The 21,397-nt window shown below is 72.4% G+C and carries 18 protein-coding genes; 9 read left to right on the forward strand and 9 right to left on the reverse strand.

Annotation, left to right across the window (positions count from 1 at the left end):
• Nucleotides 1-132 precede the first annotated feature (132 nt).
• Entirely contained in the window at nucleotides 133-948 is an 816-nt protein-coding gene (locus tag ACFV9O_RS18880; RefSeq protein ID WP_385419118.1) for an IclR family transcriptional regulator, read from the forward strand.
• Nucleotides 949-979: 31 nt separating this feature from the next.
• Here the strand turns inward: ACFV9O_RS18880 and ACFV9O_RS18885 are convergent, their stop codons facing one another.
• Together ACFV9O_RS18885 and ACFV9O_RS18890 are read right to left on the reverse strand one after the other, a co-directional pair.
• On the reverse strand, nucleotides 980-1,645 hold the full coding sequence (locus ACFV9O_RS18885; protein WP_385419120.1) for an ABC transporter ATP-binding protein: 666 nt from the start codon (nucleotides 1,643-1,645) through the stop codon (nucleotides 980-982).
• On the reverse strand, nucleotides 1,642-2,730 hold the full coding sequence (locus ACFV9O_RS18890; RefSeq protein WP_385419122.1) for an ABC transporter permease: 1,089 nt from the start codon (nucleotides 2,728-2,730) through the stop codon (nucleotides 1,642-1,644). Before ACFV9O_RS18890 ends, ACFV9O_RS18885 begins: the two co-directional genes overlap by 4 nt.
• Before the next feature lie 112 nt (nucleotides 2,731-2,842).
• Between ACFV9O_RS18890 and ACFV9O_RS18895 the strand changes: the two genes are divergently transcribed.
• Together ACFV9O_RS18895 and ACFV9O_RS18900 are read left to right on the forward strand one after the other, a co-directional pair.
• On the forward strand, nucleotides 2,843-4,051 hold the full coding sequence (locus ACFV9O_RS18895) for a sensor histidine kinase (RefSeq protein WP_385419125.1): 1,209 nt from the start codon (nucleotides 2,843-2,845) through the stop codon (nucleotides 4,049-4,051).
• Nucleotides 4,048-4,689 carry a response regulator gene (locus ACFV9O_RS18900; protein ID WP_385419127.1) on the forward strand — a complete coding sequence of 214 codons (642 nt, stop codon included), beginning with the start codon at nucleotides 4,048-4,050 and terminating at the stop codon, nucleotides 4,687-4,689. Before ACFV9O_RS18895 ends, ACFV9O_RS18900 begins: the two co-directional genes overlap by 4 nt.
• Before the next feature lie 38 nt (nucleotides 4,690-4,727).
• Here ACFV9O_RS18900 and ACFV9O_RS18905 read toward each other — a convergent pair whose 3' ends face one another.
• From ACFV9O_RS18905 to ACFV9O_RS18915, 3 genes are all read right to left on the reverse strand, one after another.
• Nucleotides 4,728-5,441, reverse strand: a complete 714-nt coding sequence (locus ACFV9O_RS18905) for a class I SAM-dependent methyltransferase (RefSeq protein WP_385419130.1) — start codon at nucleotides 5,439-5,441, stop codon at nucleotides 4,728-4,730.
• Nucleotides 5,442-5,585: 144 nt separating this feature from the next.
• Entirely contained in the window at nucleotides 5,586-5,933 is a 348-nt protein-coding gene (locus tag ACFV9O_RS18910) for a DUF5955 family protein (protein ID WP_385419133.1), read from the reverse strand.
• Nucleotides 5,934-6,059: 126 nt separating this feature from the next.
• Nucleotides 6,060-7,889: a serine/threonine-protein kinase gene (locus ACFV9O_RS18915; protein ID WP_385419136.1), complete on the reverse strand. Its 1,830-nt coding sequence runs from the start codon at nucleotides 7,887-7,889 to the stop codon at nucleotides 6,060-6,062.
• A 95-nt stretch (nucleotides 7,890-7,984) separates the two neighbouring features.
• Between ACFV9O_RS18915 and ACFV9O_RS18920 the strand changes: the two genes are divergently transcribed.
• The gene (locus ACFV9O_RS18920; RefSeq protein ID WP_385419138.1) at nucleotides 7,985-8,596 is read left to right on the forward strand and encodes an NTP transferase domain-containing protein; all 612 of its coding nucleotides are present in this window, start codon (nucleotides 7,985-7,987) and stop codon (nucleotides 8,594-8,596) included.
• A 226-nt stretch (nucleotides 8,597-8,822) separates the two neighbouring features.
• Nucleotides 8,823-10,454: a malate synthase A gene (aceB, locus tag ACFV9O_RS18925; protein ID WP_385419142.1), complete on the forward strand. Its 1,632-nt coding sequence runs from the start codon at nucleotides 8,823-8,825 to the stop codon at nucleotides 10,452-10,454.
• Nucleotides 10,455-10,731: 277 nt separating this feature from the next.
• Here aceB and ACFV9O_RS18930 read toward each other — a convergent pair whose 3' ends face one another.
• From ACFV9O_RS18930 to ACFV9O_RS18940, 3 genes are all read right to left on the reverse strand, one after another.
• Complete coding sequence (locus ACFV9O_RS18930; RefSeq protein WP_385419225.1) at nucleotides 10,732-11,655, reverse strand: fibronectin type III domain-containing protein; 924 nt, start codon at nucleotides 11,653-11,655, stop codon at nucleotides 10,732-10,734.
• Nucleotides 11,656-11,853: 198 nt separating this feature from the next.
• Nucleotides 11,854-12,381: a hypothetical protein gene (locus ACFV9O_RS18935; protein ID WP_385419145.1), complete on the reverse strand. Its 528-nt coding sequence runs from the start codon at nucleotides 12,379-12,381 to the stop codon at nucleotides 11,854-11,856.
• Between the two features lie 121 nt (nucleotides 12,382-12,502).
• Nucleotides 12,503-14,590, reverse strand: coding sequence for a hypothetical protein (locus tag ACFV9O_RS18940; RefSeq protein WP_385419148.1), 2,088 nt, complete (start codon nucleotides 14,588-14,590; stop codon nucleotides 12,503-12,505).
• 174 nt (nucleotides 14,591-14,764) lie between these two features.
• On the opposite strand from ACFV9O_RS18940, the gene ACFV9O_RS18945 reads away from it, so the two are divergent.
• The 3 genes from ACFV9O_RS18945 (at nucleotide 14,765) to ACFV9O_RS18955 (ending at nucleotide 16,690) form a co-directional block, all read left to right on the forward strand.
• Entirely contained in the window at nucleotides 14,765-15,364 is a 600-nt protein-coding gene (locus tag ACFV9O_RS18945; RefSeq protein WP_385419150.1) for a TIGR03086 family metal-binding protein, read from the forward strand.
• Between the two features lie 155 nt (nucleotides 15,365-15,519).
• Complete coding sequence (locus ACFV9O_RS18950; RefSeq protein WP_385419153.1) at nucleotides 15,520-16,266, forward strand: trimeric intracellular cation channel family protein; 747 nt, start codon at nucleotides 15,520-15,522, stop codon at nucleotides 16,264-16,266.
• Nucleotides 16,157-16,690, forward strand: a complete 534-nt coding sequence (locus tag ACFV9O_RS18955; protein ID WP_385419228.1) for a 3'-5' exoribonuclease domain-containing protein — start codon at nucleotides 16,157-16,159, stop codon at nucleotides 16,688-16,690. Before ACFV9O_RS18950 ends, ACFV9O_RS18955 begins: the two co-directional genes overlap by 110 nt.
• Here ACFV9O_RS18955 and ACFV9O_RS18960 read toward each other — a convergent pair.
• Complete coding sequence (locus ACFV9O_RS18960) at nucleotides 16,665-18,509, reverse strand: heme peroxidase family protein (protein ID WP_385419155.1); 1,845 nt, start codon at nucleotides 18,507-18,509, stop codon at nucleotides 16,665-16,667. The two genes, ACFV9O_RS18955 and ACFV9O_RS18960, sit on opposite strands and share 26 nt — an antisense overlap.
• Before the next feature lie 375 nt (nucleotides 18,510-18,884).
• Here ACFV9O_RS18960 and ACFV9O_RS18965 point away from each other — a divergent pair, with 375 nt between their 5' ends.
• Entirely contained in the window at nucleotides 18,885-21,317 is a 2,433-nt protein-coding gene (locus ACFV9O_RS18965; RefSeq protein WP_385419158.1) for a polysaccharide lyase 8 family protein, read from the forward strand.
• Nucleotides 21,318-21,397 lie beyond the last annotated feature (80 nt).

The following is a 21,397-nucleotide window of genomic DNA, read 5'->3' on the forward strand; positions in this document are numbered from 1 at the left end:
CCATCGAAGGTGTCCGCAAACACCTGGACAACCGCGCCCTGACCGGCCAAGACGCCCCGACCGGAGCGATGTGCCCCGCGAGGCCGCCCGGTAGGCTGACAACTTGCCCGCCCGCCTGAAAGGACCGTTGACGTGCCGACGTCCAGCGCCAGCGCCTCGGTGACCACCGACGCCGCCAAGCCCGCCGCGAACAGCGGTGGCGTCCAGTCCCTCGAGCGCGCCTTCGATCTGCTCGAGCGGATGGCCGACGCCGGCGGCGAGGTCGGGCTGAGCGAACTCTCCGCGAGCAGCGGGCTCCCGCTGCCCACCATCCACCGCCTGATGCGCACCCTGGTCGCCTGCGGCTACGTGCGCCAGCAGTCGAACCGGCGCTACGCCCTCGGGCCCCGGCTGATCCGCCTCGGCGAGTCCGCGTCCCGGCTGGTCGGCACCTGGGCCCGCCCGTACCTGGCCCGGCTGGTCGAGGAGACCGGCGAGACGGCGAACATGGCGCTGCTCGACGGCGACGAGATCGTCTACGTGGCGCAGGTGCCGTCGAAGCACTCGATGCGCATGTTCACCGAGGTCGGCCGCCGGGTCCTGCCGCACTCCACGGGCGTGGGCAAGGCACTCCTCGCGCACACCCCGCCGGAGGAGGTACGGGCCCTGCTCGCCCGCACCGGCATGCCGGCCGCCACCGAGAAGACGATCACCACTCCCGAGGGCTTCCTCGACGCCCTGGAGCAGGTCCGCCACGCCGGCTACGCGGTGGACGACAACGAGCAGGAGATCGGTGTCCGCTGCCTCGCGGTCCCGGTGCCCAACTCCCCGACGGCCGCGGCGATCTCGATCTCGGGCCCGGCCGGCCGCGTGACCGAGGCGGCGACGGAGAAGATCGTCCCGATCCTCCAGACGGTGGCGAAGGAGCTCTCCGAAGCCCTGGCGAACACATCGGCTCCGCAGGTCTGAGGGGTACGGGTCCGGGCCCGCACCCGGCCTGTCAGCACAGCGTCCCGTCGAGCATCGTCACCACCCGGTCCGCCCGCCCCAAGTGCGCCCGGTCGTGCGTGACCAGCACCGTCGCCGTCCCCCGCTCCCGGGTGAGCCCGGCCAGCAGGTCGAGCACCGCCGCGCCCCGCTCGTGGTCGAGCGCGCTCGTCGGCTCGTCGACCAGCAGCACCGAGGGCTCGTTCATCAGCGCGCGGGCGATGTTGACACGCTGACGCTGTCCCCCGGAGAGCTGGTGCGGGCGGCGGTGCGTCTCGCCGTCGAGTCCGACCGCCGCGAGCAGCTCGCGCGCCCGGTCCCGTACCTCACGGGCACGGCGCCCCGACAGATGGGCCATCACCTGGAGCTGCTCCAGAGCGGTCAGCGAGGGCAGCAGACTGGGCTGCTGGAAGACGATCCCGATCCGCTCGCGGCGCAGCGCGGACTTCTCGCCCCGGCTCAGCCCGCCCGTGTCCGTACCGGCCACGGCCACCCGCCCGGAGTCCGGCGTGACCAGGGTCGCCGCCACCGCGAGCAGGCTGGACTTGCCCGAGCCCGAGGGTCCGACGACGGCCGTGAGCGAGCCGGCGGTGACCTCCAGGGAGACCGTGTCGAGCGCGGTCAGCCGCCCGTCGCCGTCCGGGTAGGTGAGGGTGACATGGTCGAGCAGCAGTGTCATCGGGCGCTCCCCAGCGCGGTGAGGGGGTCGACGGCGGTGATCCGCCGGATGGACAGGGCGGCGCCGAGGACCCCGAGGACGATCATCACGGCGGCCGGCACGAGGACGGTCAGCGGCTCCAGCACGAACGGCACGTCCCCGCCGCCGATCAGCGCTCCGATCCCGGCAGCGAGAGCGGTCCCGAGCAGCGTGCCCGCGCCCAGCATCAGCACCGCCTGCCCGAGGGCGTCCTTCAGCAGATACGGGGTGGCGGCGCCGAGCGCCTTCAGCACGGCGACGTCGGCGCTCCGCTGGATCGTCCAGACGGTGAAGAAGGCGCCGATGACGAGGGCGGAGATGGCGAAGAGGAAGCCGCGCATCAGCTGCAGCGAACCGTTCTCCGCCTGGTAGGACCCGATGGCGCCCAGCGCCTCGTCCACGGTCAGGGTCCGGGTCCCCGCGGCCTCGTCGCCCGCCGCGAGTCCGGCGTCGTCCACGCTGCCGTCCGTGCGCAGCGCGATGACGGTGGCCCGATCCTCAGGGCTCGTACCCGTGTGCCCGAGCCTTTGCCAGTCGTCGAGGGAGAGCCACACGACAGGGGTGTGGCTGTACGAGGCGTCACCGGCGACGGCGGCCACGGCGGCGTCGAGCGGCCCGATCCGTACGGAGTCACCGGCAGCCGCACCGAGTTCCTCAGCGGCCCGGGCGGAGAGCACGACCTGCCCCGGCCCGGCCTTCCCCGGCGCGATCCCGGAGTCCGGTGCGACGCCGAAGGCCGATACCGCCGCCGTGCGGTCCCCCGCCGTGGCGTTGAGCGTGCGGATGCCGACCGGCTCGGCGGATGCCACGCCCGGCCACCGCGCCCAGGCCCGCCACGCGCTCTCCGGGACGGACGAGTCGGTGAAGGACACCGACCGGCCCGACGGCGGCGCACCGAAGGCCAGACGGTCGGCGGGCAACCCGGTGACGGCCGAGACGTTCTCCCGCGCCAGCCCGGCCGTCAGCCCGGACAACAACCCGACGAGCAGCGTGATCAGCACGATCACACTGCCCATGAGCGTGAACCGCCCCTTGGCGAATCTCAGGTCTCTCCATGCCACGAACATGCCGACCAGCGTGCGGCCCGCCGCGCCCCGCGCACATCGCGCCGCGGATGGCCCCGCGATCAACCTTTCGGTTGAGGGCGGGCCCGCACGCCCGGCCTACGCTGGACAGATCATGGATCCCCGTTCGCTCACCCCCGCCCTGCGTGCCCTGCGCGTCTGCCTGCATCTGCTGATGGCGGGGCTGCTGGCGCTCGCCGCGGTACGGGCGGTGGCGGACCATGACCCGGACGCACCCGCCGTCGTCGCGGCGGCGGTGCTGATGGGTGCCGTGTACGCGGCGGGGAGCTTCGTCCCGTCCGTACGGTCCACGCGGGCCGGCGCGGCGCTCTGGCTCGGCGCCCTGTGCACGGCTTGGCTCGTGCTGCTGGGGCTCACCCCGGACGGCCTGTGGGCGGCCTTCCCGCTGTACTTCCTGCAGCTCCATCTGCTGCCCGTGCGCTGGTCCCTGCCCGCCGTCGCCGCGACGGCCGGCGTCGCGATCCTGTCGTACGTGGGCCATGGCGGGCCGGTCGGGCCCGGCGCGGTCATCGGCCCGCTGCTGGGTGCGGCCGTCGCCGTGGCCACCGTCCTCGGCTACCAGGCGCTGTACCGGGAGAGCGAGCGCCGCCGCAGGCTCATCGAGGAGCTGATCTCGACGCGCGCGGAGCTGGCGGCGGCCGAGCGGCACGCGGGCACGCTGGCCGAGCGGGAGCGGCTCGCCCGCGAGATCCACGACACCCTCGCGCAGGGGCTGTCCTCCATCCAGCTCCTGCTGCGGGCCGCGGAGCGCTCACTTCCGGCCGGTGCCCCCGCCGCGGAGCACATTGCGCGGGCCCGGCAGGCGGCACAGGACAATCTCGCGGAGGCACGGCGTTTCGTACGGGCGCTGTCACCGCCGGATCTGGAGCACGGCTCGCTGGCGGGTGCCCTGGAGCGGCTCGCACGGCAGGGCGGCCCGGGTCCGCGAATGCACTTCTCGGTCAGCGGTACGCCGGTGCCGCTGCCGACGCCGTACGAGGTGGCCCTGCTGCGGATCGCCCAGTCGGCGCTGGCGAACACGGTGCGTCACGCGGGCGCCGGACGCGCAGAGATCACCCTGACGTTCATGGACGCGTCGGTGACGCTCGACGTGGTCGACGACGGGAAGGGCTTCGAGCCGTCGGCGGCCCCGGCCAGGAGCGGGGAGCACGGTTTCGGCCTGCCCGCGATGCGGGCCCGGGCGGAGTCCCTGGGCGGCACCTTCACCGTCGAGTCGGCGCCGGGCCAGGGCACGGCCGTCGCCGCGACCCTGCCGTTGCCCGACGAGGAACCCGTGGGAGAGCTCGAGGGGGAGAGCGCATGACCGACGGCGGTGCGGCCGTCCGGCTGCTGCTCGCCGACGACCATCCCGTCGTGCGGGCGGGGCTCCGGGCGGTCCTCGAGACCGAGCCCGACGTCACCGTCGTCGCCGAGGCCGCCACGGCCGAGCGTGCGGTCGAACTGGCCGCGGCCGGCGGCGTGGACGTCGTCCTGATGGACCTTCAGTTCGGCGCCGGGATGCACGGATCCGAGGCCACCGCCGCGATCACCGCCCGGCCCGGCGCCCCGCGCGTGCTCGTCCTCACCACGTACGACACGGACGCGGACATCCTCGCGGCGGTCGAGGCGGGCGCGGCGGGCTATCTGCTCAAGGACGCGCCGCCGGAGGAGCTGGCGGCGGCGGTGCGGACCGCGGCGGCCGGCCGGTCGGCGCTGGCTCCCGCGGTCGCGCACCGGCTGATGGACCGGATGCGGACGCCCGCCGATGCGCTCACCAAGCGGGAGCTGGAGGTGCTGCAGCTGGTGGCCGAGGGACTGTCCAACCAGCAGATCAGCAAGCGGCTGTTCCTCAGCCAGGCGACGGTCAAGTCCCATCTGGTGCACGTCTACGCCAAGTTGGGCGTCGACTCGCGTACGGCGGCGCTGGCGGCGGCGCGGGAGCGGCGCCTCATCCGGCGCTGATCCCGCCCTGATCCTTTCGCGCCCCGGGCGGATCCGCTTCAGGCCGCCTTGCGCGCCACGAGGAGCGCGGCGCGCGGGCTCCCGTCGCGCCGGCGCCCCAGCTCCGTGAGCGGAAGCAGCTCCACCGTGAACCCGGCCCGCTCAAGTTCGGGGTACACCTCGGTGAGCGGGAACGTGCGGTAGTACATGACGAAGGGTGGCCGCCAGAACGTGTTGCGCACCCGCATGGCCACGTCGAAGCCGAGCATCGCCCAGTACGGCCAGGAGCCGAGGCGCGGCGGCGCACCGACGGGGAAGGCGAAGACGCCGCCGGGCCGGAGCACCGCGTGCACCTGGGCGAAGAGCCCGGGCCGTTCCTCGGGCAGGAAATGCCCGAACGCGCCGAAACTCACCGCCAGATCGAAGACGGGCGCGAAGGGCAGGGCGCGCGCGTCGGCCCGTACCCAGTGCGCCTTCTCGTGCGCGCCCCGCGCCACGTCGAGCATGCCCGCGCTGAAGTCCACGCCGACGGCACGGTCGCGGCAGATCTCCCCCAGGGCGCGCGTGCCCGCGCCGGTGCCGCAGCAGACGTCGAGCCCGGCGCTGAAGGGGCCGAGCGGCCGGAGGGTGCGCACGACCACGTCGAGGATCCGCTCCGGCGTACGGAAGGGGGTCGCGTCGAACTTCGGCGCGAGCAGGTCGTAACCGTGCTCGACCGAGGAGAGCGCCTGGACGGTGAGCTCGCGGAGTGTGGGACCTTCGTTGGTGAACATCACTTCTCAGCGTAGCCAGGTCGGGCGTACGCCAGGACCCTCGTCCGCCAGGACCCTCGTCCGCCAGGACCCTCGTCCGCCAGGACCCTCGTCCGCCAGGACCCTCGTCCGCCAGGACCCTCGTCCGCACGCCCGCGGTCCGGGTCAGAGCCGCGGCTCACCGTTCGTACCGCTCGTCGGCTCGCCACTCGGCTCGCCGAAGAGCTCCACGGCGTTCCGCACGTTCGTCAAACCGGGGCCGAGCGCGCTCACCGAGCCGATCGACCCGGCGATCAGGAGCAGCGAGCGGCGCAGGCGCCGGATCTCCGGCACCCCGCTCACCGCCATCGCGTCCATCGCCGCGAGCTCGTCCTCCGCTATCCCGCGGTCGGTGAACTCGGCAGGGTAGCCCGCCAGTTCGCGGCGGAGCCGGGAGACGGCGGAGCGCAGCTCCGCCACCCTCGGGTCCTCACCGCTCCGTGTCACCCGCGTCTGCCCCACGCTCTGCAACAAAGCTCCCCCCTCGCACGTCGTTGTGCCCGGCTCGTTGTACGACCCGCCGGACGATGGTCAGACGCCTGGGGTCGCGGGCAAGTTAACGCCATTCTGTGCGGACTCCGCCACTCCGCGGTACGAAATTCAGCTCGACGTGTCTACTTCCAGCGCCTTGCGCCAGACCGTCAGGTCGAGCTTGATGTAGCTGCTGGGATCCGATTCGGGGCTGAAGCCCTTCACGGTGAGGAGCCCGACGTTGCCCGAGCTCGTCAGCAGGCAGAGCTGGGCACCCGCGGAGATCTTCTCCCGGGAGATGTACTGCGTGTAGCGCGTCTCGCTCCTGCAGGTCTCCAGCGAGCCCTGCTGCCCGCCCTGGAGCAGGATGAGGCTCGCACCGTTGCTCGTGGACAGTGCGCCGGTGTCGTACTCCAGCTCACCGTCCGACTGGCGGGGCCTGACCGGATCGTCGGCGAGGGACAGCAGGTAGTCCTCGGTCAGGTCGATGCCGTTGTACTCGACGGGCGGGTCGGCCTTGGGGGTCCGCGCGCCGCCCGACGGGGCGCCGGTCCCGGTCGAACCGCCCGTTCCGGACCCGCCGCTGCTCGTGCTCCCCTGCCCCTGGCTGCCCTTGGTGTTGTCCCCCAGCGTCGCGATCAGCGCGGTGCAGCTGGCGAGGAGGCCGAAGACCAGCACACCGACGATGGCGAGGGCGACCTTCTTACCGGTCCGGTCGGACGGTCCCTGGCCGCCCTGCGGGCCGGGCACGAAGGGCTGCGGCGGCTGGGGCGGCACGGGTGCGTAGCCGGTCTGCGTGGGTGCGTACGCGTGGGCCGGGGGCGGGGTCTGGTGAACCGGGGGCGGGGTCCGGTATCCGGGCGGCGGGGTCTGGTACGCGGAGGCCGGGGACTGCTGCGGCGGGGCGGGCGTCTGGTGCGGCGCGGCGGGGGCGGGCCCGAAGCCGGGGGGCGGTGTGGACGGTGGGACCGGCGTGGTCGGGGAGTACGCGGCCGGCGGGGCGCTCGGCACCGGGGGCGCGCCCCCGGTCACCGACGCGGGTGCGGGCGCCGCGGCCCGTCCCGTGATGTCCGCGGCGACCGCGCCCGGCAGCCAGTCCTCGGGCCGGCGCAGCACGGTCTCGGCGTTCGCCGCCTGGCAGATCCTGATGATCTCGGCGATGGAGGGCCTCGCCTCCGGATCCTTGGCCAGACAGCGGGTGACGAGCTCCCGAAGCCGCTCCGGCACGCCGCTGAGGTCGGGCTCCTCGTGGACGATGCGGTAGAGCACGCCGTGCGAGGTGCCCTCGCCGAAGGCGGGCGCCCCCGTCGACGCGTACGCCGCGACCTGGCCGAGCGCGAAGATGTCGGTCGCCGGGGTCACCCGCGACCCGGCGGCCTGCTCCGGCGCCATGAACGACGGCGTGCCGATGGTGACTCCGCTGCTGGTGAGCGAGGTGGCGTCGGCGGCGCGCGCGATACCGAAGTCGATGACGCGGGGCCCGTCGGCGGCGAGCAGGACGTTCGACGGCTTGAGGTCGCGGTGCACGATGCCCGCGCCGTGGATCACGTGCAGGGCCTCGGCGATCCCCGCGACCAGCAGCAGGATCGCCTCGACGGGCAGCGCACCGTGCGCGACGACGGCTTCGGCGAGCGAGGGGCCGGGGACGTACGCGGTCGCGAGCCACGGCTGCGCGCCGTCCGTGTCGGCGTCGATGACGGGGGCGGTGTAGAGCCCCTGCACGCGCTGCGCGGCCTGCACCTCCTGCGCGAACCGCCGCCGGAACTCGGGATCCTCGCTGAAGTCGGGCCGGATCACCTTGATGGCGACGGGCCGTCCACCCGGGGTGTACGACAGGTACACCTTGCCCATGCCGCCGGCACCGAGGCGCGCGGCGAGCCGGTACCCGGCGACGGTCTGCGGATCGTCGGGCTCCAACGGCTTGAACACGCCGTTCCCGCCCGGTTGCTGACTGCTCATCTGCTCAGGTCCCCCGTGGTGAACTCCGGTATCGGAACGGCACCCTATCCAAGGTCGTGGAGGCATACGGCCACTCGATGAGGTAAGCAGGGTGCATGGCTCACACTTCAGACAAACCGCAGGTCGCGGGTCTGGTTCTGGCGGCGGGCGGCGGGCGCAGACTGGGCGGCCGCCCGAAGGCCCTGCTGGAGCACCGGGGCCGCCCCCTGGTCGAGAACGCGGTACGGGTGCTGCGGGCCGGCGGCTGCCGTTCGGTGCACGTGGTCCTGGGTGCGGCGGCGGAGCAGGTGCTGCGGAAGGCCGATCTGTCGGGCTGTGTCGTCACGGTCAACCCGGACTGGGAGGAGGGCATGGGCTCCTCGCTCCGCGCCGGCCTCGCGTCCCTGTCCACCGCGGGCGGGGACCCGGACGCGGTCCTGGTCTCGCTGGTGGACCAGCCCGGTATCGGCGCTGCGGCGGTGGCCCGGGTGGTGGCCGCGTGCGAGACGCCGTCCGCGCTCGTGTCCGCGGCGTACGAGGGGCGGCGCGGCCATCCGGTGCTGTTCGGCGTCGCCCGCTGGAAGGCGGTCGCGGAGCGCGCGTCGGGCGATCGCGGGGCCCGGGACTACCTGAAGGAGCACGAGAAGGAGATCACCCTGGTCGAGTGCGGGGACGTCGCGGACGCGTACGACATCGACACGCCGGAGGATCTGGCGCACCTTGAGTAAGAGGCGTGGCACTGAGCGCCACGGTATGTCGACCCGGAGAATCTCGATATCAACAAACCATTGAACTTCCACCATGCGGTAACTAGTATCCACTGTTCAGAAGCGCCCAACACCTCGGACGGCGTCGACGACCGCACCTTCGGAGCTCTGGCACTGAGTGCCACATTCACGCCCCCCGCGGCCGCCAGGCACTGCCCGTGAAGCTCGCTGAAGGAAGTGACAGCTCATGTCCGCACCAGCGCCGTCGCCGCTGGCCATCGTCGACGCCCAGCCACTGCCCCGGCAGGAGGAGGTGCTGACCGACGCGGCACTCGCCTTCGTCGCCGAGCTGCACCGGCGGTTCACGCCCCGGCGTGACGAGCTCCTGGCCCGCCGCGCGAAGCGCCGCGCCGAGATCGCCCGCACCAGCACCCTCGACTTCCTCCCGGAGACCGCACAGATCCGCGAGGACGAGAGCTGGAAGGTCGCGCCGGCCCCGGCCGCGCTGAACGACCGCCGCGTCGAGATCACCGGCCCGACCGACCGCAAGATGACCATCAACGCCCTGAACTCGGGCGCGAAGGTCTGGCTCGCCGACTTCGAGGACGCCTCCGCCCCCACGTGGGAGAACGTCGTCCTCGGCCAGCTCAACCTGATCGACGCCTACGAGCGCCGTATCGGCTTCACCGACGCCCGCACGAACAAGTCGTACGCCCTCCGGCCGGCGGAGGAGCTCGCCACGGTCGTCATGCGCCCCCGCGGCTGGCACCTCGAGGAGCGTCACCTCCGCTTCGACGGCCGCCCGGTGCCGGGCGCGCTCGTCGACTTCGGTCTGTACTTCTTCCACAACGCGAAGCGCCTGATCGACCTGGGCAAGGGTCCGTACTTCTACCTCCCGAAGACCGAGTCCCACCTGGAGGCGCGCCTCTGGAACGACATCTTCGTCTTCGCCCAGGACTACGTCGGCATCCCGCAGGGCACGGTCCGCGCCACCGTCCTGATCGAGACGATCACGGCGGCGTACGAGATGGAGGAGATCCTCTACGAGCTCCGCGACCACGCCGCCGGGCTGAACGCCGGCCGCTGGGACTACCTCTTCTCGATCGTCAAGAACTTCCGTGACGGCGGCGCCAAGTTCGTCCTCCCGGACCGCAACGCGGTCACCATGACGGCCCCGTTCATGCGCGCGTACACCGAGCTCCTGGTCCGCACCTGCCACAAACGCGGCGCCCACGCCATCGGCGGCATGGCGGCCTTCATCCCGTCCCGGCGCGATGCGGAGGTCAACAAGGTCGCCTTCGAGAAGGTCAAGGCCGACAAGGACCGCGAGGCGGCCGACGGCTTCGACGGCTCCTGGGTGGCCCACCCCGACCTGGTCCCGATCGCCATGGCCTCGTTCGACGCGGTCCTGGGCGACAAGCCCAACCAGAAGGACCGCCTCCGCGAGGACGTGCACGTCACGGCTCCCGAACTCATCGACATCGCCTCGCTGCACGCCCACCCCACCTACGAGGGCCTGCGCAACGCGGTCCAGGTCGGCATCCGCTACATCGAGGCCTGGCTGCGCGGCCTCGGCGCCGTCGCCATCTTCAACCTGATGGAGGACGCCGCCACCGCCGAGATCTCCCGCTCCCAGATCTGGCAGTGGATCAACGCGGGCGTGGAATTCGAGCACGCCGGAAAGACCGTGACGGCCACCCCGGAGCTGGCCCGCGAGGTCGCGGCCGAGGAACTCGCCGCGATCCGCGAGGAGATCGGCGAGGAGGCCTTCGCGGCCGGCAAGTGGCAGCAGGCCCACGACCTGCTGCTGCACGTCTCGCTGGACGCGGACTACGCGGACTTCCTGACGCTGCCGGCGTACGAACAGCTGGTCGGCTGACCTCGTTCCTTCCGTGGTACTGCTGCCGCCCCCTGGTATCGCACAGCACCAGGGGGCGGCAGCACTACGAGGTGTTGGCGAGCCAGATCGCCATGTTGAGGGCCGCGGCAAAGGCGACCCGCCGACATCGGCGACAGGGGTGACGACACCTTCGACGTACGGGTCGGAGCCACACATCGCAGCGCCCTCGCTCTCCTGGTCGACCTGGGCATCGACTGGGACCGCTTCGACGGCTGACCTGGACGCCCTGCTCACAGGCGCCCCTGACCTCACCGCCTCAGCCGACCACCACCGTGCGCTGTGCCGAGAAGTCCCCCCAGTTCCCGTCCGGGAGCTTCGCCCGGAGCTTGACCGAGTAGCGCGTACCCGGCTCGTCGGTGACCGTGAAGGTGTAACGGACCTGGCCGGGCGGGGGCTGGGCTCCCCAGACGATGGTGGTGACCAATTTGCCGTTGAGGAAGAGCTGGTGCTCCTTGACCGGGGCGCCCGTCGTCGGCGGGATCCAGGTCAGGTCGACGGCGCCCTTGCGGGCCGTGGCCTTCAGGCCGGTGGGGGCCGTGCTCGGGCCGGCGCCCGGGGCGGATGCGGTCGTGAGGTCGAGGGTCGCGCTGTCCGGGGACGAGTTGTCCGCCGCGTCGCGGGCGCGGACCGTGAAGGTGTAGACGGTGCCGGGGCGCAGGCCGGTGATGCGGGCGGTGGTCGTGGTGCCGGGGACGGTGTGGATGCGGGAGTCGGCCTGGTAGATGTCGTACGACGTCACGGCCGTGTCGTCGCCCGACGCGCCCCAGCTCAGGGTCACCGAGCGGGCTCCCTCGGCCCGGCCCTTCGGGGGGCCGGGGGTGCTCGGTGGGCGGCTGTCCTGGGCCGCCGGGGCGAGGGTCGTCACGGGGACCGAGACGCTGTGCGGTGAGGCGTTCCCCGCGGCGTCGAGGGCCCGGACGGTGAAGGTGTACGCGGACGACGGGGTCAGGCCTTCGACGTCGATCATGTGCTTGGTGGCGGGGACGGACTTCACCCGCGTACCGGCGCGGAAGACCTCGTACGTGGTGACGCCGCGGTCGTCGGCGGACCGTTCCCACATGACGTGCACGGACGTGGCGCTGCCGGCCTGGGCGGTGACGCCGCTCGGTGCGGACGGGCTGCGGGTGTCCCCGGCATCCTGCCCACCGCAGGCGGTGAGCATTGCGGCGGCGGTGCACATCAGCGCGGTCAACGCGGCGGATCCCAAGGCGCGTTGCACAGGACTGCCTCCGTCCGACGGAGCAATGGTCCAGACCTGTATGGCACAGTAGGCCACGCCCTGCAAGAGCCTGGCGTGCCCGGCCCGGCCGGATCGCGCGCTGCCCATCGGGCGAGTCGGTGACCGTACCGAGGACGACCCGGCGGACGTCGGCCCGGCTCAGGGCGATCGCTCGGGAAACCGCGCGGCTATGTCCCGCAGCCGGACCAGTTCACGGTTCGCGGCCGCCACCTGGCCCAGATCGAGGGCCATCCACCCGCGGGCGTACACGTAGTCGATGTCCTGACGCGTCGCCGGATCGATGTCGCAGCGGCCGCGCAGGCGCCTGAACTCACAGCGCAGGAACAGGCTGACGTGGTCGAGCCGGTCGCGCTCCGCCAGGGAGAGCGCCTCGGGGAGGAGGTCCTTCACGTAGTCGCGCACCTGTGCATCGGCCTCCTCGGGGCGCGGTGCCGAAGGGGCGTACGTCAGACCGTACTCACCTGCGTCATCGACCAGTCGGCGCGAGAGGTCCTCCGCGGAGTCCAGGTCGCCGGCGGCGAAAGCCGTGCGCGCCGAGGCGAGAACGCCCTCCAGCTCGCGGCGTCCCGTGGCACCTTCGTCCACGCGTGAGCCCAGGTAGCTCGACCAGATGTCAAGCCGCTTGCTCAGCTCCGCCCGTCGCCAGACGTCGTACATGCCGGTCAATCGCTGCCTCTCCCGTTCGGACCATTCGGACCGTTCGAGCCCGGTCCGGCACGATACGGGACGGGTGGGGTTCCGGCCTGTGGTTTTCCGGCGCCCCCGCGACCTGGGGACGGCTCGGGTCTCACTGGCTTCGCGACGCGCGCCGCCTCTCGGAGGGCATGGAGGACATGGCGGTCTTGACGGTGTGCGTCGCCGCGTCCCTCACCGCCCGCTCCGGGTGGCGGTCGCGCAGTTCGTGCAGGAGACGCAGGGAGGTGGACGGGTCCGCCTCGGCCAGCGCGCGGACGAGGGCCGTGGCGCCGCCCGGCCATCCGGCCGCCGCCGCGTCGAACGCGTCGAGGAGCGCCGTCGGGACCGGGTCGGGTTCGCGGTTCTCGGCGGCGGCCGTGACGAAGGCGCGCATGTCCTCCGTCCAGAGGCGGTCCAGGTCCTCGAGGAGCAGGGTCGCGCGGGCGGTGAGGGGGACGAGTTCTTCGGCGGCGGGCTCGTGGCGGGCGGTCAGGAGGCGGTGTGCGTAGGCGCCGGTGACGGGGTCGGTCAGGGCCGTACGCAGCGCACTCGACGGGACGCCGGCGGCGTCGAGGTGGGCGAACAGCGACGGTGTGGCCGTGCGCGGGAAGTCGGCGGACTTGGCGGCGGCGACGGCCGTCAGCAGCTCGGTCCAGGCCGCGTCCGTGCCGCCGCGGGCCGTGGTCCAGGCGGTCAGGGTGGCGGCGGCGATGGCCGGGGGCCAGTTCTGGACGGCGGCGACGGTCTGGGCGGCGTCCCAGGCGGCGACGTCCTCCCGGCCGGGGGCGGCGACGTCGCCCGCGGTCAGGATGTGGCGCATGACGGCGCTGCCGAGCGGGGTGAGGCCGTACGCGTCACCGGTGCGGAAGACACAGCCGGTCTCGGCGAGTTGGTCGACGAGGTCCGCCAGGGCGCGGGCGTGGGCGTCGAGTTCGGTGCGGTCGTCGTCGGTCAGGCCGGGGAGGGCCAGGAGGCCGGCGAGCTCGGCCGTCGTGGGGGTCGCGTACGAGGCAGTGGCCGAGTCCGGGACGGGGACCGGGAGCTCCTCCAGCCCGGGTGCGACCTTCCAGCCGGCGATGTCGGCGGCCTTGCGCGCCACCGAGTCCGGGGTGCTGCCGCGCTCGTAGAGGGCGTAGAGGATGTGCGCCGCGTCGAGGGCGTACTCCTGCTCGGGTTCGGCGGCCGAGGGGATGCGCTCGACGAGCGCGGCGAGGATGTCGGCGCCGAGCTCGGTCAGCTCCTCCGGCGTGCCCTCGGTCCAGACCGTGTCTGCCGGGCCGGGGAAGCCGCACCGTTCGGCGAGTTCACGCAGGTCGTCGCCTGCCGTTCCCGCCGCGAGGGCGGCGGGGAGCGGGGCCGCGTGCAGCAGCGCCCGGATCTCGTCCCGGGCCGGCGACGAGGGCGGCGGAGGCAGCGGGATGCCGGCGTCGGCGAAGTAGTCGAGGTGCTCGTCGAGCATGCGGTCCGCGAGGGCGAGGTGCGGAAGGTCTTCCGGACCGGGCGCGAGCTCGGCGTACGGACCGGCGAGCGCGTCGCTGAGGCCGGACGCGGTCCAGCGGTCGGTCAGCTCGGCCGCGAGACGCTCCAGCTGGTCCGGACCGGAGGCGGGGTCCTGGACGAGCAGGGCCTCGGTCAGAACGGCCCGGGCCGCGAGCGTACGGGCCACGACGGCGGAGCGGTGCAGTGGTGACGGGAGGCGCGGGCGGTCCGCGTGGGGCGTCTCCGCGTACGCCGCGAGCCAGGTCCGGACGGCAGCGTCGTCGTCCGCGTCGACCCCGTCCGCCCGCAGCAGGGACGCGTACCAGCGGGGCCAGGTCAGGTTCCGCGGATCGGTCATCGCCCGCTCGAACTCCGGCATCGTCTCCTGCACGGCATCGAGCAGACGGGCATGACGCTTGGCGTTGAGCCGGTTCCCCGCCCTGACCCGGTCGGCGAGTGCCGTGAGCAGATCGGGCATGGCGGCGCGTTCCTCCGGCGTCGCCCACAGCAGCGCCGGCAGGTCCTCGAGCAGGACACGGCTCAGCAGCTGCGGCGTCGGCTCGGGCACCCCCGCCCTGCTGTCCGCGCCGCGCAGGGCGAGGAAGGTGAGCACGGCGTCGGCGGGACGCACGGGCGGAGCGGCAGCCCGCTCCGTCTCGGCCCAGGCGAGGAAATCGTCGAGGCCGGTGTCCAGGGCAGCGATAGGGGTGGTACGGGTCACCTCGGGAGCGTATGGGTGCCATGTGCGACTCGTCCCTCCTGCCACGTGCGGATGGCCCGATCGGGTGATCACCCGGGGCGTACGCGTCACCGCCGCGGAGTCGGCGTCCCGCTGGACGGACGACGGCAGGTCGGTCAGGCGATGAGTTTCCGTGCGCGGAGAGGTCTGCCCTGCATGGAGACGAACCACGTGAACCTCGGACCGGTCGCCGCGGACATGGCGCGGCTGGCCAAAGGCATCGACGACGCGCAGCTCGGGAACCCCACCCCGTGTCCCGCGTACGCCGTACGGGAGCTGCTCGCCCATGTCGTCGGGCTGTGCACGGCCTTCCGGGACGCTGCCCGCAAGGACTTCGGGCCGACGACCGGCACCGATCCCGGCACGGTCGAGTGGGTCCTGGCGGACGACTGGAGTACGGAACTCCCCCGCCTCCTGGACGAGCTGGTGACGGCGTGGCGCGCCCCGGGCGCCGGGGACGGCGACACACAGGCCGGCGGCGTCACGTTCCCGGCCGCGATCGCGGGGCGCGTCGCGCTCAACGAGCTCCTCGTCCACGGCTGGGACCTGGCCCGCGCCACCGGCCAGGACTACGACCCGGACGAGGCGAGCCTGGCCGTGTCGTACGGGCTGATGAAGCCGGCCGGGGACGACCCGGGTCGCGACGGCATGTTCGGTCCGGTCGTGCCGGTCCCGGACGACGCACCGCTGCTCGACCGGGTCGTCGGGCTGAGTGGGCGGAGCCCTGACTGGACCGCGGAGGACGCCAAGCGCTGAGGAGGCGTTGAGGACAGGGGACCGCCCCGCATCGATGACGGTCGCCCCGACGGCGGAGCTGCCTTGCTCCCGCCGCAGGAAGAGATCCGGAGTGTCAAGAGATCCGGCGTGTCGCAGGAGTACGAGATCTTCAGTACGAGATCTTCGATCACTCGGTGCACACGGTGGCGGACCTCTCGGGCATCTTCGTCTTCGCCGTCACCGGGGCTCTGGTCGCCGTCGGCAAGAAGTCCGACGTCTCCGGCATCGCGGCCCTCGCCGAGATCACCGCGCTGGGCGGCGGGTTCTTCCGCTACCTCGTCATCGGCGACATCCCGCCCGCCGCCTTCCGGGACATGGGCTACTTCTTCACCCCGCTCGTCGCCGCCGCCGTGGTCTTCTTCCCGCACCCGGCGATCAACCGCATCGGTGGTGCCGTCCAGGTCTTCGACGCGGCGGGGCTCGGGATGTTCTGCACTGGCTGCCGGCACTGCGCTACGGTCGGCGCGGCCCCCTCGCCCGGAAGAGCGAGGCTGCTCCCGCTCCCCGGCCGGCCGGCCGGGCAACGGACCCGGAGGCTGACGAGGATGGGGTACGCGAGCCGCGCGACCGGGGTGGTGCTCCCCCGCTTCCCCGTCGCGATTCCGGCGGAGACGAAACCCGGTGGCCCGCGGTCCCCCGTCCTGCCAGGCTTCCCCCATGTCTTCGTCCGCCCCGCCGCCGTCCCCACGTACGTCGTCCTCCTCGCGTACGTCGTCACGCCGCGTGAAGCCGAGCCTCTACATCTCCGTCGACATCGAGGCCGACGGGCCGATCCCGGGCCCGTACTCGATGATCAGCCTCGGTGCGGCGGTGGCGGGGCGGCAGGACGCCGACGGGTACGTCCCGGCCGAGGACCCAGAGGCGCACACCTTCTACCGTGAGCTGCGGCCGATCAGCGAGGAGTTCGTCCCCGAGGCGCTCGCGGTGAGCGGGCTCGACCGGGAGCGGCTGATCGAGAGCGGCAGCGAACCGGCCGCCGCCATGGCCGCGTTCACCGACTGGGTCCGCGAGGTGAGCACGGGAGCCCAGCCGGTGATGTGCGGTTATCCGGCCTCGTACGACTGGACGTTCCTGTACTGGTACCTGATCCGGTTCACCGGCGCGAGCCCGTTCGGCCACTCGGGGTGTCTGGACATGAAGACCCTGTACGCGACGAAGGCCCGGCTGCCGCTGCGTGCCGTCGCCAAGGGAGCGATGCCGCGCGAGCTGCTCTCGCGGCGACGGCACACTCATCACGCGCTGGACGACGCGGTCGAGCAGGCGGAGCTGTTCAGCAACCTCATGCGGTGGGATCCGGATCGGTAGCCGGGGCCTCGCCCGGGCCGGCCTCCGGGGCCGGGATCGGGCCGTCCCCCAGCGGGTTGAGCTGGTCCGCCTCGCCGTCGAAGGCGAAGAGGAGCAGGTCGGCCATGGTGAAGGCGTCGCGGCGCGCGGCGGGCAGGGTGGGACGCCAGTCGGGATGCCGGACGATCGAGGTGCGGCTGCCCTCCATGGCCCGGTGGAAGACCTCGGCGACGAGACGGCCGCCGACTCCGGTGAGACGGCCGGGGTGGCGCGGGTTCGTCTCCGCCTCGCGCAGGACGTAGAACCAGAGCGGGGTGTGGGCGACCAGTTCGGCGCGCTCGTCGTCGGTCAGTGCGGACAGGTCCGCGCCGCTGCCCGCCCCCTCCAGGATCTGGTCGGCGGTGAGGGGCTGGATGCCTATCTCGGCGGCCAGTTGGGGGCCGGTGGCGAGTTCCACCATGTCGGCGCGGGCGAGGTTGCGGAAGGCCAGGTTGCGGTGGATCGCCGGCGGGGCCGGCTGCCCGCGGCCCGCGAAGGTGCCGGTCGGGAGGAGGGTGAGCGGGTCGACGAGCCGGGTGTCGATGCGCTTGGCGAGGTTGAACTCGGCCGCCGGTACGGCGAGATCGTCGCGGCCCGCCTCCGTGAAGTCGAAGAGCCTGCGGAAGTCGGCGATCCAGTTGCTCGGCAGGCGCAGGTTCTCGCCGGACTGCGGGTCGTCGAGGTCGCTGAGGTCTTCCGGGTTCCCGGTCGGCGGAGTGAGGTTTCCGGACGTGCCGCTGAAGCGGAAGAGCAGGGCGAGCGACGCGGTGCCGCCCGGTCCGTCCGTACGGAAGACCCGGTTCCACTGGTAGGCCGCGCGGATCATGCTGTGGCCGAGACGGTACGCGGCGACGGAGAACTCCAGTGGCATCGTGGGCCGTGCGCCCGGCCGGTACTCCCCCGGTGCGTCGACGTGGCGGCGTCCGTACGTGAAGACGCGCGAGACGATCTCCGGGTCGACGATCCGCGGCAGGAAGTCGGTGCGGAGCATCCACTGGTAGTGCTTGACGACGGCGTCGCGGGTGGCCCGGAACAGCAGCGGCTCGGGCACGCCGCTCGTGGCCAGGTGTGCGTGGACCTGGTTGTGGAAGCGGATGAAGGCGAGGTGGAGCTGGCCGACGACCAGGTTCTCGTCGTTGCGGGCGTCGGGGATGAGCGCGGCGCGCTGGTCGGCGCGGGTGCCGCCGGCGCTCTCGCCTGCCCGCGGCAGGTCGAAGCCCTTGAGGTCCGTGTTGGCGGGCGGAAAGTCGGGCGGGAACGGAACGCCGAGCGAGGTGCCTGTCCTGAGCCTTCCGTCGGGCTCGTAGAAGTGGGCGCTCGCGCGGTGGTCGGGGCCGAGGCCGTAGACCGAGTCGAGGTCGAGGGCGGGTGAGCGGCCCTGGCGCAGGTCCTCGTCCGAGACCGTTTCGCCGAGCGCGGCGCGCGTGTTGTCGAGGGTCAGGTCGTGGTCGACGAACTGACCGAGATAGGTGAATCCGGCCGGGATCCCGGGCGCGCCGTCCGCGTCGGAGTCGGGGTCCGGTCCTGCCGCGGCGGTGGTCATCGCCTCGGCCAGCTTGGTCTGCAGCTCCTCGCTGATCCGCACGCCGCGCTGCTTGCTGATCCGCGAGAAGCGGAAGGCGCGCCGCGCCTCCTCGGCGGTGGGTGCGCGCGAGGAACCGTGCTCTCCCCCCTGCTGCGGCTCGAGGACGCGGCCCTCGCGCTCCTCGCGGTCCCCGCGGTCCTCGTTGCCGTCCCGGCCCTCGTTGCCGTCCCGGCCCTCGTTGACGACGTAGTAGCTCTCACGATGGTGACGGTGCATGTACTGCCCCCGGTTCTGTCCCCCGTACCGCGCGGGATTCGTCCCGCACGGCGGTCATGCGTCCCTGTCTGCCCTGTACGACGTCATACGCCCGGGACCGGTTGTGTCGTCCGTCGGATGCGGCCGAATACCGCCGTACGTGAGGGATGTCAGCCCGACGTCCTGCATCAGGGTTGGCGACGGGCGGTGACACCTGTCGGCTGACCAGGCAGGACACGGAGCCCGGGTGGCGGCGCACACGCGCGGGCGCCCGGCCCTCCGGCACACCAGCAAACGATCAATTCGCTCAACTCTGCTGGATTACTTGAGCACTTGACCAGATCGGTGCTAGAAACCGATCGCTTCGCAACGCCATCCCCCGGCTCCGGAGACCCGATGATGACTCCCTGGACCCGTCGCGACGTCCTGCGCGCGACCGGCTGCACCGCCCTGGTCCTGGCCGTCCCCGGCCAGGCGTACGCCGCCGAAACCGCAGAAACCGCAGACGCCTACGACACACTCCGCACCATCTGGCGCGATCTGATCCTCGGTACGGGCTTCAGCCCCACCGCCGAACCGTTCAGGACGAAACTCGCGGAGCTCGGCACCGCCGCCGCCGGATGGCGGGATTCCATGGCCCCGGCGAACGGCTCGCTCTGGCCGGATCTGGTCTTCGCCGACCCGGAGCCGGACACCGACCAGGAGTCGTTCGGCTACTCCGCGAAGATCGTGGACAGTTACTCCCGGCTGCGGACCATGGCCGAGGCGTACGTGCGCCAGGGCACCGGCCTCACCGGCAACAGCGCCCTCGCGGCCGACGTCCTCACCGGCCTCGACCACCTCTACGCCCAGGTCTACTACGAGAACCGGACGCGGTACGGCAACTGGTGGAGCTGGCAGATCGGCGCTCCGCAGCTCCTGCTCGACACCTGCGTGCTCATGTACGACCAGCTGTCGGCCACTCAGATCGCCGGCTACTGCGCGGCCGTCGACCACTTCCTACCGGACTCGGCGGTCGCGAGCTACACCGGCACCAGCACCGGCGCCAACCGCGTCGACCTGTGCCGCGTCCTGGCCGTACGCGGCGTCGTCGGCAAGAGCTCCGCGAAGCTCACCCTCGCCCGGAACGCGCTCTCGCCCGTCTTCCCGTACGTCACGTCGGGCGACGGGCTCTACGCCGACGGATCGTTCATCCAGCACACCTATGTGCCGTACACCGGCTCGTACGGGGCGGTCATGCTCGGCGGCATCGGCATGCTGATGGCCCTGCTGAGCGGCTCCGGCTGGGCCGTCACCGACCCGAATCGGCAGATCGTCCTCGACGCGGTCGAGGGGGCCTGGGCGCCGTTCCTCTACAACGGCCTGATGATGGACGGCGTTTCGGGCCGGGCACCCAGCCGCGGTCTCCAGGCCGGCGACTCCCGGCAGATCCAGCAGGACGACCACACCCGGGGCCATGGCATCCTCGCCGCGATCGTGCTGCTCGGGCAGGGCGCGAGCAGCACCGAGAACGCCCGCTGGCGCGGTCTGGTCAAGGGCTGGATGCAGCGCGGCTACTACAGCCCGGCGACGAGCGACGCCTCGCTGGGCCTGGCCCCGCTCGCCCGGCTCACCGCCGTGCAGAACGACACCTCGGTCACCGCGATCGCCGAGCCCACGGGACCCCGGCTGTTCGCGGCCATGGACCGGGCCACCCACCGCAGACCCGGCTGGGCCGCGTCGATCAGCATGGCCTCCAAGCGCATCACGTACTACGAGACCGGCAACGGCGAGAACCTGCGCGGCTGGCACACCGGCAACGGAATGCTCTACTGGTGGGGCGACACCTACGGCAACGGGCAGTACTCGGACGCCTTCTGGCCCACGGTCGATCCGTACCGGCTGCCGGGCATCACCGTCTCCAGGAAGCCGCTGGCCGACGCGGCGGGCGGCGACTGGGGGGCGTCCCGGCCGGACGTCAACTGGGTGGGCGGCGCGACGGACGGACGGCATGCGGCCGTCGGCCAGTACCTGAAGGGGCTCTCCAGCACGCTGGTCGCCAAGAAGTCCTGGTTCTGTCTCGACGACACGATCGTCTGCCTCGGCGCCGGCATCGGATGTACGGACGGCGCGGCCGTCGAGACGATCGTCGACAACCGCAATCTCGGGGCGGCGGGGAACCACACCCTGACCGTCGACGGCACGGTCCAGCCGGCCACTCTCCCCTGGTCCGCGACCCTGACCGCCACCGACTGGGCGCACATCAGCGGCTTCGGGGGCTACGTCCTCCCCGGCGGCGCGACGCTGAAGGCCCTGCGGGAGCAGCGCACCGGCCGGTGGAGCGACATCAACAAGGGCGGCTCGACCACGGCGGTCTCCCGCCGCTATCTCACGCTGTACGTCGACCACGGCACCGCCCCGGCGGACGCGACGTACGGGTACCAGCTGATGCCGGGGGCGAGCACCGCGCAGACAGCGGCGCGCGCGGCCGACACCGGCTGGCTGCGGATCCTCGCCAACACCGATGACCAGCAGGGCGTACGGGTGGACTCCCTCGGGTTCACCGGCGTCAACTTCTGGTTCGGCGGGACCGCGGGCGACCTGGTGGCGAGCGCTCCGTGCGCCGTGATGATCCGGGAGCAGAGCGACGGCACGGCGGTGATCTGCGTGTCCGACCCGATGCGGATGCAGACGTCGCTGACGCTCACCTGGAACCGTGCCGTCGCCTCCGTGATCTCCAAGCCGGGCACGGTCACCGGCGCGACCACCGGCTCCTCGCTGAAGCTCACCTTCGGCGACCTCAGCGGCACTTCGGGTGCCAGCCAGAAGATCACCGTCAGGCTCGGCTGAATCGAAGGGAAACCCACCACACCGGACGTGCAAGCGTATCGATCAGGTGCGATCCATACGCTTGCACGTCCGGATTCGCC

It is taken from the genome of Streptomyces sp. NPDC059909, assembly GCF_042730885.1.
In the GTDB taxonomy this organism is placed as follows: Bacteria; Actinomycetota; Actinomycetes; order Streptomycetales; family Streptomycetaceae; genus Streptomyces.

What these genes read in the sequence shown, in the direction of transcription:
- ACFV9O_RS18885 (WP_385419120.1), bottom strand. Translation starts at nt 1,645, where the DNA reads ATGACACTGCTGCTCGACCATGTCACCCTCACCTACCCGGACGGCGAC.
- ACFV9O_RS18890 (WP_385419122.1), bottom strand. Translation starts at nt 2,730, where the DNA reads ATGTTCGTGGCATGGAGAGACCTGAGATTCGCCAAGGGGCGGTTCACG.
- ACFV9O_RS18895 (WP_385419125.1), top strand. Translation starts at nt 2,843, where the DNA reads ATGGATCCCCGTTCGCTCACCCCCGCCCTGCGTGCCCTGCGCGTCTGC.
- ACFV9O_RS18900 (WP_385419127.1), top strand. Translation starts at nt 4,048, where the DNA reads ATGACCGACGGCGGTGCGGCCGTCCGGCTGCTGCTCGCCGACGACCAT.
- ACFV9O_RS18905 (WP_385419130.1), bottom strand. Translation starts at nt 5,441, where the DNA reads ATGTTCACCAACGAAGGTCCCACACTCCGCGAGCTCACCGTCCAGGCG.
- ACFV9O_RS18915 (WP_385419136.1), bottom strand. Translation starts at nt 7,889, where the DNA reads ATGAGCAGTCAGCAACCGGGCGGGAACGGCGTGTTCAAGCCGTTGGAG.
- ACFV9O_RS18920 (WP_385419138.1), top strand. Translation starts at nt 7,985, where the DNA reads ATGGCTCACACTTCAGACAAACCGCAGGTCGCGGGTCTGGTTCTGGCG.
- aceB (WP_385419142.1), top strand. Translation starts at nt 8,823, where the DNA reads ATGTCCGCACCAGCGCCGTCGCCGCTGGCCATCGTCGACGCCCAGCCA.
- ACFV9O_RS18930 (WP_385419225.1), bottom strand. Translation starts at nt 11,655, where the DNA reads ATGTGCACCGCCGCCGCAATGCTCACCGCCTGCGGTGGGCAGGATGCC.
- ACFV9O_RS18945 (WP_385419150.1), top strand. Translation starts at nt 14,765, where the DNA reads ATGGAGACGAACCACGTGAACCTCGGACCGGTCGCCGCGGACATGGCG.
- ACFV9O_RS18960 (WP_385419155.1), bottom strand. Translation starts at nt 18,509, where the DNA reads ATGCACCGTCACCATCGTGAGAGCTACTACGTCGTCAACGAGGGCCGG.
- ACFV9O_RS18965 (WP_385419158.1), top strand. Translation starts at nt 18,885, where the DNA reads ATGATGACTCCCTGGACCCGTCGCGACGTCCTGCGCGCGACCGGCTGC.